This window comes from Mucilaginibacter aureus (assembly GCF_053514885.1).
Genome location: NZ_CP170601.1, coordinates 444,329 through 460,179, shown reverse-complemented (window position 1 = coordinate 460,179; position 15,851 = coordinate 444,329). Strand labels below are relative to the sequence as shown.

At 43.2% G+C, this 15,851-nt stretch carries 18 protein-coding genes; 7 read left to right on the top strand and 11 right to left on the bottom strand.

Annotated features, from left to right (window positions below):
• Position 1: 1 nt before the first annotated feature.
• From ACFGVR_RS01975 to ACFGVR_RS01950, 6 genes are read right to left on the bottom strand one after another with little or no spacing between them, the layout of a single operon-like run.
• Complete coding sequence (locus ACFGVR_RS01975; protein ID WP_448700785.1) at positions 2 to 346, bottom strand: HepT-like ribonuclease domain-containing protein; 345 nt, start codon at positions 344 to 346, stop codon at positions 2 to 4.
• Complete coding sequence (locus ACFGVR_RS01970; protein ID WP_448700783.1) at positions 343 to 645, bottom strand: nucleotidyltransferase family protein; 303 nt, start codon at positions 643 to 645, stop codon at positions 343 to 345. The genes ACFGVR_RS01975 and ACFGVR_RS01970 overlap by 4 nt, the downstream gene beginning before the upstream one ends.
• 40 nt (positions 646 to 685) lie before the next feature.
• Positions 686 to 1,384 carry a ComF family protein gene (locus ACFGVR_RS01965; RefSeq protein WP_448700781.1) on the bottom strand — a complete coding sequence of 233 codons (699 nt, stop codon included), beginning with the start codon at positions 1,382 to 1,384 and terminating at the stop codon, positions 686 to 688.
• A 30-nt stretch (positions 1,385 to 1,414) separates the two neighbouring features.
• A complete protein-coding gene (locus ACFGVR_RS01960) occupies positions 1,415 to 2,194 on the bottom strand; it encodes an SCO family protein (RefSeq protein WP_448700779.1) in 780 nt (259 codons plus the stop codon).
• Positions 2,181 to 2,723, bottom strand: a complete 543-nt coding sequence (locus ACFGVR_RS01955; RefSeq protein ID WP_448700777.1) for a toxin-antitoxin system YwqK family antitoxin — start codon at positions 2,721 to 2,723, stop codon at positions 2,181 to 2,183. Before ACFGVR_RS01955 ends, ACFGVR_RS01960 begins: the two co-directional genes overlap by 14 nt.
• Before the next feature lie 10 nt (positions 2,724 to 2,733).
• Positions 2,734 to 3,507, bottom strand: coding sequence for a YHYH protein (locus tag ACFGVR_RS01950; protein WP_448700775.1), 774 nt, complete (start codon positions 3,505 to 3,507; stop codon positions 2,734 to 2,736).
• Between the two features lie 156 nt (positions 3,508 to 3,663).
• On the opposite strand from ACFGVR_RS01950, the gene ACFGVR_RS01945 reads away from it, so the two are divergent.
• Entirely contained in the window at positions 3,664 to 5,022 is a 1,359-nt protein-coding gene (locus tag ACFGVR_RS01945) for an MGH1-like glycoside hydrolase domain-containing protein (protein ID WP_448700773.1), read from the top strand.
• Positions 5,023 to 5,099: 77 nt separating this feature from the next.
• Here the strand turns inward: ACFGVR_RS01945 and rlmN are convergent, their stop codons facing one another.
• Positions 5,100 to 6,146, bottom strand: a complete 1,047-nt coding sequence (rlmN, locus tag ACFGVR_RS01940; RefSeq protein ID WP_448700771.1) for a 23S rRNA (adenine(2503)-C(2))-methyltransferase RlmN — start codon at positions 6,144 to 6,146, stop codon at positions 5,100 to 5,102.
• Between the two features lie 140 nt (positions 6,147 to 6,286).
• Here rlmN and ACFGVR_RS01935 point away from each other — a divergent pair, with 140 nt between their 5' ends.
• A complete protein-coding gene (locus tag ACFGVR_RS01935; RefSeq protein WP_448700769.1) occupies positions 6,287 to 7,453 on the top strand; it encodes an amidohydrolase family protein in 1,167 nt (388 codons plus the stop codon).
• 10 nt (positions 7,454 to 7,463) lie between these two features.
• Positions 7,464 to 7,838 (top strand): hypothetical protein, encoded by a 375-nt coding sequence (locus ACFGVR_RS01930; RefSeq protein WP_448700767.1) that lies wholly within the window; start codon positions 7,464 to 7,466, stop codon positions 7,836 to 7,838.
• Here the strand turns inward: ACFGVR_RS01930 and ACFGVR_RS01925 are convergent.
• Complete coding sequence (locus ACFGVR_RS01925) at positions 7,835 to 9,127, bottom strand: alpha/beta hydrolase (protein ID WP_448700765.1); 1,293 nt, start codon at positions 9,125 to 9,127, stop codon at positions 7,835 to 7,837. The genes ACFGVR_RS01930 and ACFGVR_RS01925 overlap by 4 nt on opposite strands.
• A 257-nt stretch (positions 9,128 to 9,384) precedes the next feature.
• Between ACFGVR_RS01925 and ACFGVR_RS01920 the strand changes: the two genes are divergently transcribed.
• Positions 9,385 to 10,944, top strand: coding sequence for a B12-binding domain-containing radical SAM protein (locus tag ACFGVR_RS01920; protein ID WP_448700763.1), 1,560 nt, complete (start codon positions 9,385 to 9,387; stop codon positions 10,942 to 10,944).
• Between the two features lie 151 nt (positions 10,945 to 11,095).
• Here the strand turns inward: ACFGVR_RS01920 and ACFGVR_RS01915 are convergent, their stop codons facing one another.
• From ACFGVR_RS01915 to ACFGVR_RS01905, 3 genes are all read right to left on the bottom strand, one after another.
• Positions 11,096 to 11,413: a 2Fe-2S iron-sulfur cluster-binding protein gene (locus tag ACFGVR_RS01915; RefSeq protein WP_448700761.1), complete on the bottom strand. Its 318-nt coding sequence runs from the start codon at positions 11,411 to 11,413 to the stop codon at positions 11,096 to 11,098.
• Between the two features lie 2 nt (positions 11,414 to 11,415).
• On the bottom strand, positions 11,416 to 12,426 hold the full coding sequence (locus ACFGVR_RS01910; protein WP_448700760.1) for an NAD(P)/FAD-dependent oxidoreductase: 1,011 nt from the start codon (positions 12,424 to 12,426) through the stop codon (positions 11,416 to 11,418).
• Between the two features lie 75 nt (positions 12,427 to 12,501).
• On the bottom strand, positions 12,502 to 13,401 hold the full coding sequence (locus ACFGVR_RS01905; protein ID WP_448700758.1) for a LysR substrate-binding domain-containing protein: 900 nt from the start codon (positions 13,399 to 13,401) through the stop codon (positions 12,502 to 12,504).
• 212 nt (positions 13,402 to 13,613) lie between these two features.
• Here ACFGVR_RS01905 and ACFGVR_RS01900 point away from each other — a divergent pair, with 212 nt between their 5' ends.
• From ACFGVR_RS01900 to dut, 3 genes are read left to right on the top strand one after another with little or no spacing between them, the layout of a single operon-like run.
• Positions 13,614 to 13,898, top strand: coding sequence for an acylphosphatase (locus tag ACFGVR_RS01900; RefSeq protein ID WP_448700756.1), 285 nt, complete (start codon positions 13,614 to 13,616; stop codon positions 13,896 to 13,898).
• A 37-nt stretch (positions 13,899 to 13,935) separates the two neighbouring features.
• Positions 13,936 to 15,420 carry a polysaccharide biosynthesis protein gene (locus tag ACFGVR_RS01895; RefSeq protein WP_448700754.1) on the top strand — a complete coding sequence of 495 codons (1,485 nt, stop codon included), beginning with the start codon at positions 13,936 to 13,938 and terminating at the stop codon, positions 15,418 to 15,420.
• Positions 15,417 to 15,848 carry a dUTP diphosphatase gene (dut, locus tag ACFGVR_RS01890; RefSeq protein ID WP_448700752.1) on the top strand — a complete coding sequence of 144 codons (432 nt, stop codon included), beginning with the start codon at positions 15,417 to 15,419 and terminating at the stop codon, positions 15,846 to 15,848. Before ACFGVR_RS01895 ends, dut begins: the two co-directional genes overlap by 4 nt.
• Positions 15,849 to 15,851 lie beyond the last annotated feature (3 nt).

The window sequence follows — 15,851 nt, the reverse complement described above, 5'->3', positions numbered from 1 at the left end:
ATTATTCTTCGTTATTATTTATCAAAGTTTCAGCTTCATTTTGCAGAACAGGTATATGGTTCATAATAACATTCCATATTACCGTGTTGTTCACATTATCGTAAGCATGTATCACTTTGTTACGCAGATCAACTATCTGCCTGGCATAAGATATTTGGGTGAGCGGTGATATCTTTAATAATTTGCTCACAGCTTCACCAATAATTTCCAATTCCCTTTCAACCGCTCTGCGTTTAGTTTTATTGGATTTATATTCTTCGAATATCCGTCGGCCTTCCAAATGTTCATCGATAGAGGCAATAGAATCCAGAATATCAGTGAGTAATTTTTTCTCCTCAATACTCATAACACTTGAATCCTATTATTATCAATGCTTTGGCGTAAATAGGGATTTGTAATTGTTTCTTCGGCAACAAGATCGACATCTGTTTTTAGAAGGTCTTGTAATGCATACAAAAGCTCAAAATAATTGTCGCCGTAAGTACTGTAGTCCATATCATTAGGAAAACTGATTACAAAATCAATATCGCTATCCGGATGCATGGTGTTTTTAACAGCACTACCAAAAGCATAAGCACTTTGAACACCATAACTCAACATGAGTTGCTTTATTTGTGCTAAATTATTTTGGATGATATTTGACATGGTACAGCTAATATCGGAATCAATAAACGGTAAAGCAAATTTACTCTGCGTAAGCTATTGCTGCCACGCTTATTTTCACTCCGGGTATTTTTAATAGTTCCAACCCGCAGGCTTCGAGTGTTGAGCCGGTGGTGATAATATCATCGACCAATAAAATATGCTTGCCGGCCAATTGTTCAGCATCGCGCACGCCAAATACATCCTTCATATTCTCGTATCGCGAAAAGCGCGACTTCTTAGTTTGAGTATCGGTATGCTTTAGCCTGATGAGGTTAACCGTATCCACAGGTCTATCGAACTTTTCGGCCAGGCCCTCGGCAAATTGCTGGCTTTGGTTATAACCCCGTTGTTTTAGCTTTCGGGGATGCAGCGGAACCGGGATGATCAGGTCGATATCGCGGTAAGCCTCACTTGTTAATAATTGTTTACCGGCAATTTCGCCCAGTTTGTTGCCTATTTTCGGCGTATTGCGATACTTTAACTGGTGCATCATATTTTGCACCTTGCCGCCTTTTGAAAAATAGAGCAATACATAGGCGGCCTTTAACTCTATCCGCCCCCAAAACTGTCGGGCTACTACATTATCGGGCTGTTGATGGAAGTTGGTATAAGGCAGATCATACTGGCATTCGGTACAGATCAGCTTTTCGTTAGTGATCAAAGTTTTGCCGCAGGCCTGGCACAATTGCGGAAAAACAAGCGCAATAAAATCGGTAATATAAGTGGCCCGCAATTTCATAGTTTGAATGTAGCGATTCAAACTCAACTATCAGCTTTCGCGCTCCAAAATTTTAATATGCCTGATCAGGTTCTCCACCTCGAACATGATGGTGCCGTTGTACACCCCGCGTATGCGGCCATGCTTATCAACCAGAATAAAGTTTTCGGTATGCAAAAACTGCGATACATCTTTATTATAACCCACGGCATCATCGGCAAAATACCCGCGGCGCGCAATGTTGTAGATCTGATCCTTATCGCCCGTAAGTAAATGCCAGTTGGGGTTGGTAATGTTTTTATGTCCGGCATAGGTTTTTAAAACCTGCACATTATCCAGCCCGGGCGTTACCGAGTGCGAGAGGATCATCACCGTATCATTATGCATAAAAGTTTTAGCCACCACACCCATGTTATCCGTCATTTTGGGGCATATGCTTCCGCAGCGCGTAAAAAAGAAATCGGCCACGTAAATTTTGCCTTTTACCGTTTGGTTATTGATCGTTTTTCCAAACTGATCGGTAAAGTTAAAAGCAGGTATGGTATGCAGTTTTTGATAGGCATCTGTATTTTTATCGGGCCAGGTAGGGGTAAAATCGGGCGTGTTGAAGTAGGGGAGCTCTTGTAACTGATCTTTGTTGTTTTGGCTGCAGCCGGATATAATAAAAAGGAATAATGATATAATTATCAATGTACCAGTTCCCCTCTTGAGAGGGGGCGCGTATGGGATGTGCGTAGGCAGGGGTGTGTTATTCAAGCGCACAGAACACACCCCTGCACCTCTCTCAAGAGGGGAATCGCACTGGCCATTGTTTTTTCTATCTTTTTTCATCCTGGTCTTTCTTTAACACATTCACACATAACTTTTGGCCAAACAAGCCAAACTTTTCACCGTTAATGATCACGTAATTGGCGCGTACCCTGCCATCTTCCCACCACATTTTTTCGCTGCCTTCTTCGTGCCCCATTTTATAATGAAAAAACCTGAACATTTTACCGTTGGCTCCCCATTCCTTTAACTCGCCGTTATGCTCATCATCAGTAAAATGATACTCAAATTTGGTCTGTCCGTTTGGCCACCAGCCACGATGAATGCCCTGCTTTTTACCATCAACAAATAAACGGCACTGGTCCAACTGTTTGTTGGGGTACCACCAGCGTAACCAACCATCCTGTTTGCCGTTAACATATTCAACCCTGCGGGCAGTATCTCCGGAAGGGTACAGGCTGAAACTTACCCCACTGAATAATTGGTGATGGTAAAGTAACAGGTCGCCATGCCTGCTAAAACCGGTATCGCTCATGGTTACTTTTAATGTACCGCGTTGTTGCGTGCAACCACATAACAGCAATAATGCCATACCGCAAAACTTAGTTAGATACTGTACCGGCTGTGCCATAAAATCCGCTTCCGTTAATGTAAGGTGCTGCTGCGGTGGTGTGGTAATGATAAATCCCGTTAGGGTAATCGGCAGTTACAGCAAAATGCCCGTGGTAAGTATCAAGGTCGCTGTTGCTGATGGTTTTGCCGTTCTCGGTCGGGCCGTAAACCGGGAATCCGTCCAGTAAAAAGCCAACCAGTGCATCTTTACCTTTATTGGTAGTTAAATAGTAAGGTTCGGCATGGTAATGATACTGCCCCTGTTGCTGCGGATGCCCATCATATTGGTCAAAACTGTTGATCTCGCCGGTTAAAGCAGCCCCGCCTGCGGCGTACTGGTTAAAAATAGGTACACCATTTATGGCTACACCCATTGGCCCCAGAGGAGTTGTGGCGTGTGTATTTGCCACAGCCGGGTTAAGCGGTATTTTATAAGTACAATCACTTTCGGCAATGGTATTGGGGTTTTGGTTCCACTGGCTATTGGTGCCGTTATAAGCCTCGTATTTGGCCGACCATTGTGTGTTTTGATAGTATGGCGATTTATGGTCGGGCAGGCTGGTGGCTTTGATCACAACATAGCTGCCTTCGATGGTGATGCTGGTGGCGCCATATATCTTTTTATAAACATCGGGCACACCCGCGCCTATAACTGTTGCGGTGGTAGTTGTGCTATCGTTAGTGTTTGACGCTTTTTTGCAGGCCGCGGTTAGGATTGCCAAAACTATGGCACTTGCCATAACTCCCATTAGTTTATTTTTCATGTTAAAATTATTTTGGTGAAGGGATATTTATAACATTAGATGTCAGGCGGATAAAAAACCTGCGGGGGTATTTAAAATATTTAGCACCGGTAATGCATAACGCCGATTAAAACGTTATGATTACATTTGATATCACCCAACCGATTGTAACCTGTTATGAAAAAAAGCCTGTTGTTTTTTGCCCTGATATTTTCCGTTAGGCCATTATTTGCCCAGCTGCCCGATAGTATTGCCAGCGACATTGCCGTGATCAAAAAGTATGTTTTTCAGGATTATAAGCAAATGCTGAAGCAGCCTACAGGCGCTTTGCTTTATCCGTATATCACACCCGGCAGCAAATCATATGCTACTGTTTTGTGGGATTGGGACTCGTGGCTGAGCAATATCGCACTTGCACAAATACTGCAAGACCAGGGAACTGAAGCTGATAAACATGTAGCCCTACCTTACGAGCAAGGCTGTGTGTTAAATTACCTGGCCTACACCGGCGCCGACGGATATATGCCGATGGTGGTAGACAAAGAATCCGACCCGGCTAAAATAAAACCGGCCGATATTTACAGCACCAATATGCACAAACCGGTTATTGCCCAGCACGCCGCGTTTTTAACCAAAATGGATGGTGGTAATGCCGAATGGCTTCGCGAAAAATTTGGCCTGATGCAGGCATTCATCAAAAACTACCAAACGCATCACCGCAGTGCCGAAACCGGCTTGTTTTTTTGGCAGGATGACCTGGCAATTGGCGTTGATAACGATCCGTCTACCTTTTTTCGCCCTAAACGCAGTTCGGCATCCATTTATTTAAATTGCCTGATGTATAAGGAACTGAAAGCGATGGCTTATTTAAGCGACCGCCTAAAGATGAAAGAAGCAAGCGCACAGTATGAAGAAGATGCCGAAGCGCTGAAAATCGCCGTTCAAAAAAACTGCTGGGATGAAAAAGATGGGTTTTATTATTCTGTTGATTTAAACCTGCGCCCAATTACCAATGAGCCGTCGATAGTTTTCGGGAAACCTTTTGTATTGCATAAAGGCATGCCGCGTACTTACGCCGGTTTGATCCAGCGGTTTGGCGTATGGTCGGGCTTTATGACCATGTGGGCAGGTATTGCTACACCCGAACAGGCTAAAAGGATGGTTGCCGAAAATTATTTAGATACGCGCACATTTAATGCTAAATACGGCATCCGCACTTTATCTAAACTCGAAAAAATGTACAGCCTTAAAGCCAGCAGCAATCCATCCAACTGGCTGGGGCCGATATGGGGTATCTCCAATTACATAACTTATCGCGGTTTGCTTAAATACGGATATCAAAAAGAAGCTACAGAATTAGCTTACAAAACCATCAGGTTATTTGGCGATGACTTTAAAAAAGAAGGCGCCTTACACGAGTATTACGACCCGGATACCGGTGCGCCTATCATGAACAAAGGTTTCCAGAACTGGAACTACCTGGTGCTGAACATGATCGATCAGTTGACCGGGAAGAAAACGGTAGAGGAATTTTAATTATAGTATTGCGATATGCGTATTGCGTAATGAGATAGCGAACTAACAAAGAAGGTCGCAATACGCACTACTAAATTTTACGCTTTCTCCTTTATCGCCAATTGCCCACAAGCGGCATCAATATCTTTACCGCGGCTGCGGCGAACGTTGGTAATAATATCCTGTTTGCGCAGGTAATCGGCAAAAGCCTCAATTTTATCTACATCGGCATTGGTATAGGCCGCGAACGAGATGGGATTATATTCGATAATATTTACTTTACAAGGCACATGTTTGCAAAATTTAGCCAGTTCCATGGCATCTTGTATTTCATCATTAAAATCGTTAAAAACAATGTATTCGTAAGTAACCGGGTTTTTAGTTTTGGCGTAGTAATATTTTAATGCTTCGGCTAAAGCCTTCAACGTGTTTTGCTCGTTAATGGGCATAATCTCGTTACGCTTTTTGTCGTTTGCGGCATGCAGGGATAGGGCCAGGTTAAACTTAACGCCGTCTTCGCCCAGTTTTTTGATCATTTTAGCTATGCCCGCGGTTGATACCGTGATGCGTTTGGCGGCCATGTTCAAACCATCTTCGGCAGTAATTCGCTCTATCGATTTTAAAACATTGGCATAATTAAGCAAGGGCTCGCCCATGCCCATGTATACAATATTGGTGAGCTGGTGATTGTAATTTTCGCGCGCCTGGCGATCAATGAGCACTACCTGGTCGTAAATTTCATCGGGATTAAGGTTGCGTTTGCGCTCCATATATCCTGTAGCACAAAATTTACAGGTGAGGCTGCAACCCACCTGAGACGATACACAGGCCGTCATCCGGTCGTCGGCGGGTATTAAAACACCCTCAATTAAATGATTATCGTGTAAAATAAAAGAATTTTTTATAGTTTTATCAGCACTATATTGCGAAGTATTTATTTTAACATTGTTGATTACAAACAGCTCTTCCAGTTTTTGACGAAGTTCTTTTGAAAGATTGCTCATTTCGCCAAAAGACGAACATGATTTCTTCCAAAGCCACTCATAAACCTGAGCTGCCCTGAAGCTTTTTTCCCCTAATTCTTCGAAGTGTTTTTTTAGCGCCTCGGGGTTTAAACTGCGGATATCAATTTTGTTGCTTTGCATTATTGATGCAAAGTTACTTAAATAAAAAAATGTACCTTTTACTAATGCTTGTTTTTATTGAAATTACATCAAAAATTACTTTGAGTTAAAAAACTTTAGGTAAAAGTTGATGTTTTGGTAAAAGCATCAATTACAATTTAATGAGAAAATTTAGAGCCGATTACGTTTTTCCTGTTAATGCTGAACCGATAAAAAATGGAATTGTAACAGTTGATGATACTGGTAAAATATTAGCCCTTGATGACGGGCTTAGCCAGGCCGATAAAGATGTTGAAAATTTAAAAGGTATTATTTGTCCGGGTTTTGTAAACACCCATTGTCACGTTGAATTGTCGCACCTTAAAAACAAGATAGCTCCCCAGGGTGGTTTGATCAGTTTTATTAAAGATGTGCAGACCCACCGTAATGCTGATGAAAATACCGTTTTAGCCGCTGCTACAGCCGCCGACGAAGAGATGTACAATAACGGTATTGTAGCCGTTGGCGATATTGCCAATACTGCGGCCGCCATACCGGTAAAGCGAAAAAGTAAAATATACTATCACAGCTTTATCGAAGTATTTGGCTTTAGGCCGGATAAGGCACAAGAGATATTTGATAGCGCGGTATCGCTGCGCGAACAATATAAACAACTGTCATCATCAGTTACACCGCACGCGCCGTATTCGGTAAGTAAGGAGTTGTTTAAACTGATTTACCGCCTTTGCGATAAACAACCCAACCTGATCAGCATCCACAACCAGGAAACCGAAGAAGAAAATAAGCTTTACCGCTATAAAATGGGCGGTTTTCTGGATCTGTACAAGTTTTTTAATATCGATATCAGCTTTTTTAAACCGCAAGCGCGTAACTCTATACAAACCACGGTACCACAGCTTACCAATAAGCAAAACATACTGCTGGTGCATAATACCTTTACCAATTTAAAAGATATTTACTTTGTTAAACGTTTCGATCGTAAAATTAACTGGTGCTTTTGCCCTAATGCTAATTTGTATATCGAGGGCCGTTTACCCAAGGTTGACCTTTTTTTGGATAAAGGTTTTAACATTACCCTGGGAACAGACAGCCTGGCATCGAACCAAAAATTGTGCCTGCTGAGCGAAATGCATGTGCTGCAAAAAAACTTCCCTGAGATTACACTGCAACAGCTTTTGCAATGGGGCACCCTAAACGGCGCTAAGTTTTTAGGGATCGATGAAGATAAAGGTTCGATAGAAGCCGGTAAAACCCCAGGGTTAAACCTGCTTACCGATCTGGACGGGTTTACCATTACCAATGAAACTAAAGTTAGAAGATTAATTTAATCCGTTTATCATGAAAATAAAGATACTCACATCAGTTATTTTGCTTGCTGCATCCGGTGGAGCATTTGCATATTTTGCCGGTATTGACGGCAAGTGGACCGCCATGCTGAAAGGGCCCGACGGTAACGAATTTCCGATAAACTATACTTTTAAAACCTCGGGCACAACACTTACGGGCACTGTAACCTCATCGATAGGCAGCTTCGATATTTCGGATGGCGTGGTGAAAGGCGACAGCATATCCTTTACCGCTAACATCAACACCATGAAGATCAAAAACAAAGGGCGGTACTATGCCGATGGCGATTCAATAAGCCTGCATGTAGGCGCCCGGTCTACACATACCACCTTGAAACGACTGCCTGCGCCTCCAAACCACGATTAATGCTTCACATTATTAGGCTGTGGGAGAAGTGTTGCCGGTAAACCCTGCGCCTGTAATATTTTTTTCGCCGATGACGACCAGATGTAATTATCCCGGTGAGCCTGCCATTGGGCTGTAGATACCGTTTGTAGCTGGCTGGGCGAAAGGGCCGGAAATCCTGCACCAACTGCACGGATACCTCCTTCGCGTTCTTCAACCTCGTAGCCCTTATTGATATGTGCCCCGGTTGCTGCGGCCCACTCTGCGATGTGCGTAGTGCCCATAGCAAGCAGTGCATCCCCGTTGGCAAAATGGAATTGGGCATGCAGCCAGCTAAAAGCATCGGTATTTAGCCAACTGGGCCGATGCGCTATGCCCGCGTAAAAACGATGATCCAACAAAGGCGCGCCGGGGCCGGTCAAAGCGCTGACACGCTTACGCAGATCAATAAAAAAAGTATCAAGGTGATGCGGTTTGGTGATCAAACCATCTTCCGATCCATTTAAAATTAATGTTGTTCCGCTGTGCTGATGCAGGGCGTAAAGGATGGCGGCTTTGTCGGGCAAAAAACTTAGCGCCCGGTATGGCCCGCCCTGGCACATCACCTTGGTGCTCAAATCCCAGGCGCCGCCGTTGCCATCCAGATCACCGCCGCCTGAAAGCACCAGCGCGTGGATGCGAGGGTCGAGCGCGGCGGCCAAAGCGGCGTGAAAACTACCCATCGAATAGCCGAGCACGGCAATACGCTTCGGGTCGACATCCGGCCGGCCGAGCGCATAACTTACCGCCTGCATTACATCGCCAACCATCAGTCCGCCCATGCGTGCGGGCGACTGTGCGCCGGGTAACGCAATGTCGTGTTCGCGCGCGTTAGATTGATGTAGGCTGCTGCGTTCGTTTTCGCCTATCGGGTCGTAGGTAATTACCACCGCACCGGCCTTAGCATATAACAAGCCGGCATAAATCTCATACCAGGTGGCTTTATCGCCGCCATGGCCTGCTACCACAATAACTGCCGGCACTTTGCCTTTGGGGTTTTGCGGCGCGTAAACTATGGCCGGCACCCGCATGTTGTACAGCGTACCATAGGTAACATGCTGTACCCTAACACCCGGCATCACCGAAAAACTATCAAAAACATGCGGTTTAGCAGCAGGCGCGGGCGAAGGAATGAACAAAGCTTTTCGCGCTTCAATGCGCCATTGGTTAAGTTGCTGTGCCGATACAGGTTTAATCTTTACAGTATCAGCAGCCATTGCCATATGTTGCAGGCAAACTAATAACAAGATCTTAATGGCTAAGCACTTCATACAAGTATTGACGGCATTATTCAAAAATAATCAATTTGATCAATACCTGCCAGCTCCTATCGCTTATTCAGAAAAAAGATGACTATCTAATATATGATAGGCTATGGTTCTGTAAATGTGATCTATAGGCATAATTGTCCCTGCGTATAACTATGAATTATTACCGAAAAACAATATCTTAGAAAATTAAATTTCCGGCCTGAGGCAGGGAATTCTTATTTAGTACGTGAAGATCAATTTTAAGACACCTGGATCCAATGAAAATTCTATTGGTATACCCTGAAATGTATGATTCGTTTTATGCTTTCAGGCATCTCGCTGCTTTAGTAGGTAAAAAGGCGGCTTTTCCTCCGTTGGGGTTATTAACCGTAGCTGCCATGTTGCCGCAAAACTGGGAACGAAAACTTGTTGATTTAAATGTAAAACCATTATCTGATTCGGATATTGAATGGGCTGATATGATTTTCCTTTCAGCTATGAATGTACAGGAAGAGTCGGTGCGGAAAATTATCGAACAATGCAAAAGAAAAAATGCCACTATAGTTGCAGGCGGCCCGCTTTTTACACACGAGCATGAGCGCTTTGAGGGCATTGCTCATTTTGTTTTGAATGAGGCTGAAATTACGCTCCCGCTATTTCTTGCTGATCTGGAATTTGGTCAGGCTAAGCCGATCTATAAAACATCTGAGTTTGCCGATGTAAGTCAAACTCCGCTTCCGCAAATGGAACTGATCAATATGAAAGATTACCTGTATGCTATTATACAGTTTTCACGCGGCTGTCCTTACCTATGCGATTTTTGTGATGTGACAACCCTATACGGGCGTAAGCCCCGTACCAAGTCTGCAGAGCAAGTTATTGCGGAGTTGGAGTTGATCAATAAAGCAGGCGAAACCCAGAACGTGCTGTTTGCCGACGATAACCTTATCGGAAATAAAAAGATACTAAAATCTGAGTTGCTTCCGGCATTGATCGATTGGCAATACAAAACCAACCCGGGTTTATATTTTATAACACAGCTAACTATCAACCTGGCAGATGACGATGAAATGATGCGGCTGTTGCTTGAGGCGAAGTTCAGAAACGTATTTATCGGAATTGAAACCCCGGAAGCAGATAGCTTAAAAGCTTCACTTAAAAATCAAAACCTGAAGCGGGACATATTAGGTAACATCCATAAGCTGCATCAGGAAGGTTTTACCATTATGGGCGGGTTTATAGTTGGCTTTGATACTGATAAGGATAATAGCTTTAAAAATATAGTTGATTTTATACAGGAAAGCGGGATCCCTATTCCGATTGTGAATGTATTAAAGGCTCCGCCGGGTACAGCGCTGTTTGATAGGATGAAACGCGAAAACAGGCTTTCGCGGCATTTTACCTTTTCTGAAGGAGAAACAAACATTATTCCTATGATGGGGGCAGAACGTTTAAAAAATGGATTTTTAGAGGTGGTTTCCAGTATTTATCCTCCTGAACATTCTTATAAAAGGGTTAAAACATTTCTAACGATGCATGAATTTCCTAAAAATGGGGGTGTTAAAACGAAAGAAAAATATAGCCTTTCGCAATTATATCATATTATAAAAGCTATTATAAAACTGGCTGTGTTTGATAAAGACGGTAAGTATTACCGGGATCTTTTGCTGTGGACATATAAAAACAAACGAAGCCATCTCTCCTTAGCGTTGATGTATGGAATGATGCTTTATCAATTGAGAGAAAACCATAAGCAAATTGTGACTACACTTTCGAAATCATCGCCTGATACATATGAACTCCACTCCAAAACAACGCTGTTAGCAGAAGCTGTTTGAGCGCTATTTTACACGCCACTCGTAGCAGATCAGCCACAGAATGATTCGAAAAACGCACAGTTGGGCACACTGTAGCAAAGCCCGGTTCTAAGCAGAACCAGGGCTTTGTATCTTATTCAAATGGATAGATACAAGTTCAATAGCCGGAAACTTATTCTTCCCCTCTTAACTTAAAAACCATACCTTCCATATCCTCGCTAATTCTCAACTGGCACGCCAGGCGGCTATCATGCCCTGCATCGGGCAGGGTATCTAATAGATCAAGCTCTATATCTGTCGGGCGGAAATATTTTTCGGGCCCTTCAAGTACCTGTACATGGCAGGTGGCACAAAGGGCCATGCCGCCGCAGGTTGCAAGTATATGATGGTCGGTGGCTTTTAAAACCTCCATCAGGCTAAGGCTTATTTCTTCGGGCACTTCAATGGGGCGGCGCTGGCCGTCCCTGTCTTCAATGGTCAGGTGTATCATCGTTAAAAGGCAGTTACGCCGTAAACAGTGGTATATTTAAAACTTAATTTTTGATCAGGATAAACCTGTTTAAAAGCACTTTGGGCCATCAGCGCGGCCTCGTGAAAACCGCAGAGTATCAGCTTTAATTTACCCGGATAAATATTGATATCGCCAATGGCGTATACGCCTTTTACATTGGTGCTGTAATCAAATGTATCAACCATAATGGCCGATTTGTCTACATTTAAGCCCCAGTCGGCAATAGGCCCCAATTTTGGACTAAGGCCAAACAGCGGAATTAAATGATCCGCTTCAATTACTGATATTTTATTATTGATATCAACAATCTCTACCTCCTGCAAGTGCCCTGTACCATTTATACCTCTGATATGCGCCTGTAGGATCAGGTTAATGCGGCCTTCGTTAGCCAGCTCAAATACCTTTTCGGCAGAATCAGGTGCGCCGCGGAAGGTATCGCCGCGATGTATTAAAGTAACTTCATCTGCAACATCTGCCAAAAAAATGGTCCAGTCTAAAGCAGAGTCCCCACCGCCGGCCAGTACAACTTTGCGCCCGCGGTAGGCTTCCGGATTTTTTATCATATAAGCAACACCCTTACCTTCAAAATCTTCCAGCCTGTCAATAGCCGGCTTGCGCGGTTCAAAACAGCCAAGGCCACCGGCTATTACAACTACTTTGCTATGTATCTCGGTGCCATCGCTTGTTTGGGTAATGAATGATCCGTTAGGCAGTTGCTGCAATTCGTTAACGCGTTCGCCTAATGAGAACGTAGGTTTAAAAGGCGCTATTTGTTCCATTAAACCGTCAACCAAAGCCTGCGCGTTAATGGTTGGAAAACCGGGGATATCATAAATTGGTTTTTGCGGATAAATTTCAGAAAGCTGCCCGCCAACCTGAGGTAGTACATCAACCAAATGGCAGCGCATTTTTAGCAGACCCGCTTCAAAAACTGCGAATAATCCAACCGGGCCGGCGCCTATAATGCAAATATCAGTAGTTATTAGTTCCATAATTTTTTGAAATGAAATAATAACAAAAGTGAAGCTTGTTATAACTTATAACAAATGATGAATAGTAATGAGTGATTACTTTAAGTTATGGCTTGAAAGGCAAAATCTTTTAAAAAGATCAATTAGTTTTGAGTTTTTTCCGTGTAGCTGGATAAACTGAAATGTACGGAATATTTCGAGCCCCTTAATATCAATGATGCTTAGTTCATTATATTTCAGCTCGCTTATAACCGATTGAATAGAAAGAAAAGTAGCGGTTTCTGAATACAAAAGATATTGTTTTATGGCGATGCTGCTTTCGAGCCTTATCTCTACGTGCAGATCTTTAGGGTTGATGCCTGCACCATTTAATGCGTTGAAAATGATATCCAATGTGCCTGAGCCGGCTTCACGTAATATCAGTGGGATGTTTAACAACTGCCTGGGCGTTATTTCTGTTTTTTTGGATAACTGATTATTGGCTTTGGTAACCAATACAATTTCATCTTTAATAAATGGGGCGTATGCGATCTGGGGATAATGACCGGCCCCTTCAACAATAGCAATGTCGACTTTTTCGTTCAACACCATCTGTGTAATAACGTCGGTATTGCCCTGGGTAAAGGTAAAATTTACGGCAGGGTAGGTCTTTTTAAATAAAGCCAATATTTTAGGCAATATGGTTTGTGCAACTGTGGTACTTGCGCCAATATGAACGGTGCCGGCTTCCAATGTATTTAACTGCGCCAGCTCTGTTTCCAGTTCGGTATAGTTTTGAAATATTTTTTCGGCGTATATAACCAATATCTTCCCGGCAGAAGTTAGGCTAATGCTATTCCCGTCGCGCCTGAAGAGTTGTGCATTTAGCTGATGCTCCAGCTCTTTGATGTGTTTGGTTACTGCAGGCTGGGTAATAAACAGTTCGGCAGCGGCTTTGGTAAAGCTTAGCCTTTGAGCAACCGTATAAAACACCTTTAACCTGAAATCAAATATCATCGGCTCTAAGGTAATGAAATTGAGGGTTTAGTACCAGCTGGATTTCCGCAGAGGTGTCATTATAAGAGCCAATATTTGATTATAACAAAGTTTGCCTTGCCTGGCAAGCCTGCGGGGTTTATTTTAATTATCTGCTATCTTTAACACCGATGGGGAAATATCTTTCTCCATCGGTTTATTTTTTCTGTTTACAGCTTACGTATATTTGCCGCATGCAAAAAAAGCATTTGAATATCACCATACACGGCAAGGTTCAGGGCGTATCATTCCGCTATACCACCAAAGCCGTTGCCGATCAGTTAGGCGTACGCGGCATCATCAATAACCAGCCCGATGGTAGCGTATATATTGAAGCAGAGGCCGACGACTGGAACATGCAGCTGTTTTTAGACTGGTGCAACGAGGGCCCTACCGGCGCCGTGGTAAATTCGGTTGAAACCAATGAAGCCGAACTGAAAAACTATCGTAATTTTGAGATTGTTAAGCGCAGCGTATAACAATAGTTCAATTATTAATTTACTCCAGGGATAACCATTGTCAACAGCTAAAAAATTTGCCGGGCAAACTGCCATATACGGGTTAAGTACCATCGCATCGCGGATGCTGAATTTCTTTCTTACCTCCGCTTATACCCGCACATACAGCAAAAGCATTTATGGTATTTTTTCAAATATGTTCTCGTACGCTTCTATGCTGCAGGCTTTGCTGGCTTTTGGCATGGAAACTACTTTTTTCAGGTACCTCAACAAGCATGAAGATAAAAAGCCCCAGGTTTACAATAACGCTTTCACTACGATAATATTTATCTCGGTTCTGTTTTTGCTGGTCGTTATTCCGTGTTTAAATACAATAGCCGGTTGGGTGGCAATTGAAAATACTACACCTTTTCACGATTACCGCTTATACGTTATTTATTTCGCCTGCTTTTTAGTGATAGATGCCTGGTGCGTAGTACCGTTCGCAAAAGTACGGGCTGCGGGCAGGCCGGGACGCTATGGCTTTATTAAATTGGCCAATGTAGGAATTTTTATCAGCCTCAACCTGATATTTATGTACGTCATTCCTTATATGATAAGCCATCAATACCCCGGTGCCGTTTGGATGGCATCCTGGTTTAAAAAAGGATGGCTTGGGTACATATTTCTGTCTAACCTTGCGGCGAGTGCACTCACGTTTGTGCTGCTGCTTCCCGAAGTATTTAAACTGCGTTTTGAGCTTGATGCGACCATGGGGCGCAGTATGATCATTTACAGCCTTCCCATTTTAGTGGCTAATTTTTCGTTCATCATTAACGAAAATTTAGATAAAATGCTGCTGGCAAAGTTGCTGCCTAAAAACGTGAGCAGCGAGCAGTTGGGCATTTATGCGGCCTGTGCTAAAATATCCATCTTTTTAAATTTGTTTGTACAGGCGTTCAGGCTTGGTGCCGAGCCGTTCTTTTTCAGTCACGCTAAAAATAAAAACTCGGGTAATACCTACGCCCGTATCATGAATTACTTTGTTATTGCCGTAAGCCTGGGTTTTTTGGCCATAACAGCAAACATCCAGGTGCTAAAGTATTTTATAGGCGCAAGTTATTGGGTTGGTTTGCCCGCTGTTCCTCCGCTGCTTTTCGGTTATGTAAGTTTAGGTATCTACATGAACTTATCCATATGGTATAAATTATCCGATCAAACCCGTTATGGTTTATACATCTCGGGTATAGGTGCTATCCTTACCATTGTGTTAAACATCGTGTTTATTCCCAAATTTAGTTACATGGCATCGGCATGGGCATCGTTTGCCTCCTATTCGGTGATGATGGTACTTTCGTACATTTGGGGACAAAAAAACTACCCCATACCCTATAATTTGAAAAAGAATTTGGCGTATATTATCGCCTCAATTGTAACTGTCGTTCTGTCGTTTTATGTATTTAAACGTAATATTTTTGTTGGCAATGCGCTTTTGCTGATTTTTGCGTTAATTACTTTTGCGGCCGAGCGTAAAGAGCTCATGCAGATATTAAAAAGAAAATGAACATACGCGTAATCAACAAATCAAAAAACGCTTTACCGGCCTACGAAACCGCCCATGCCGCAGGTATGGACCTGCGTGCCGACCTGGAAACTGCCGTAACCTTAAACCCGATGGAACGTAAACTGGTACCAACCGGCTTGCATATTGAACTGCCCGTAGGATATGAGGCACAAATAAGGCCGCGCAGCGGACTGGCATTTAAGTTTGGGATAGGTATCGTTAATTCGCCGGGCACCATTGACGCCGATTACCGTGGCGAGATTAAAGTGCTGCTGGTTAATTTATCAACCGAGCCCTTTGTGATCAACCATGGCGAACGTATTGCGCAAATGATAGTAGCCAAACACGAAACCGTGGTTTGGGATCAGGTTGATGATTTGAGTGAAACATTGCGCGGGCACGGTGGTTATGGCCATACAGGGGTTTAATTT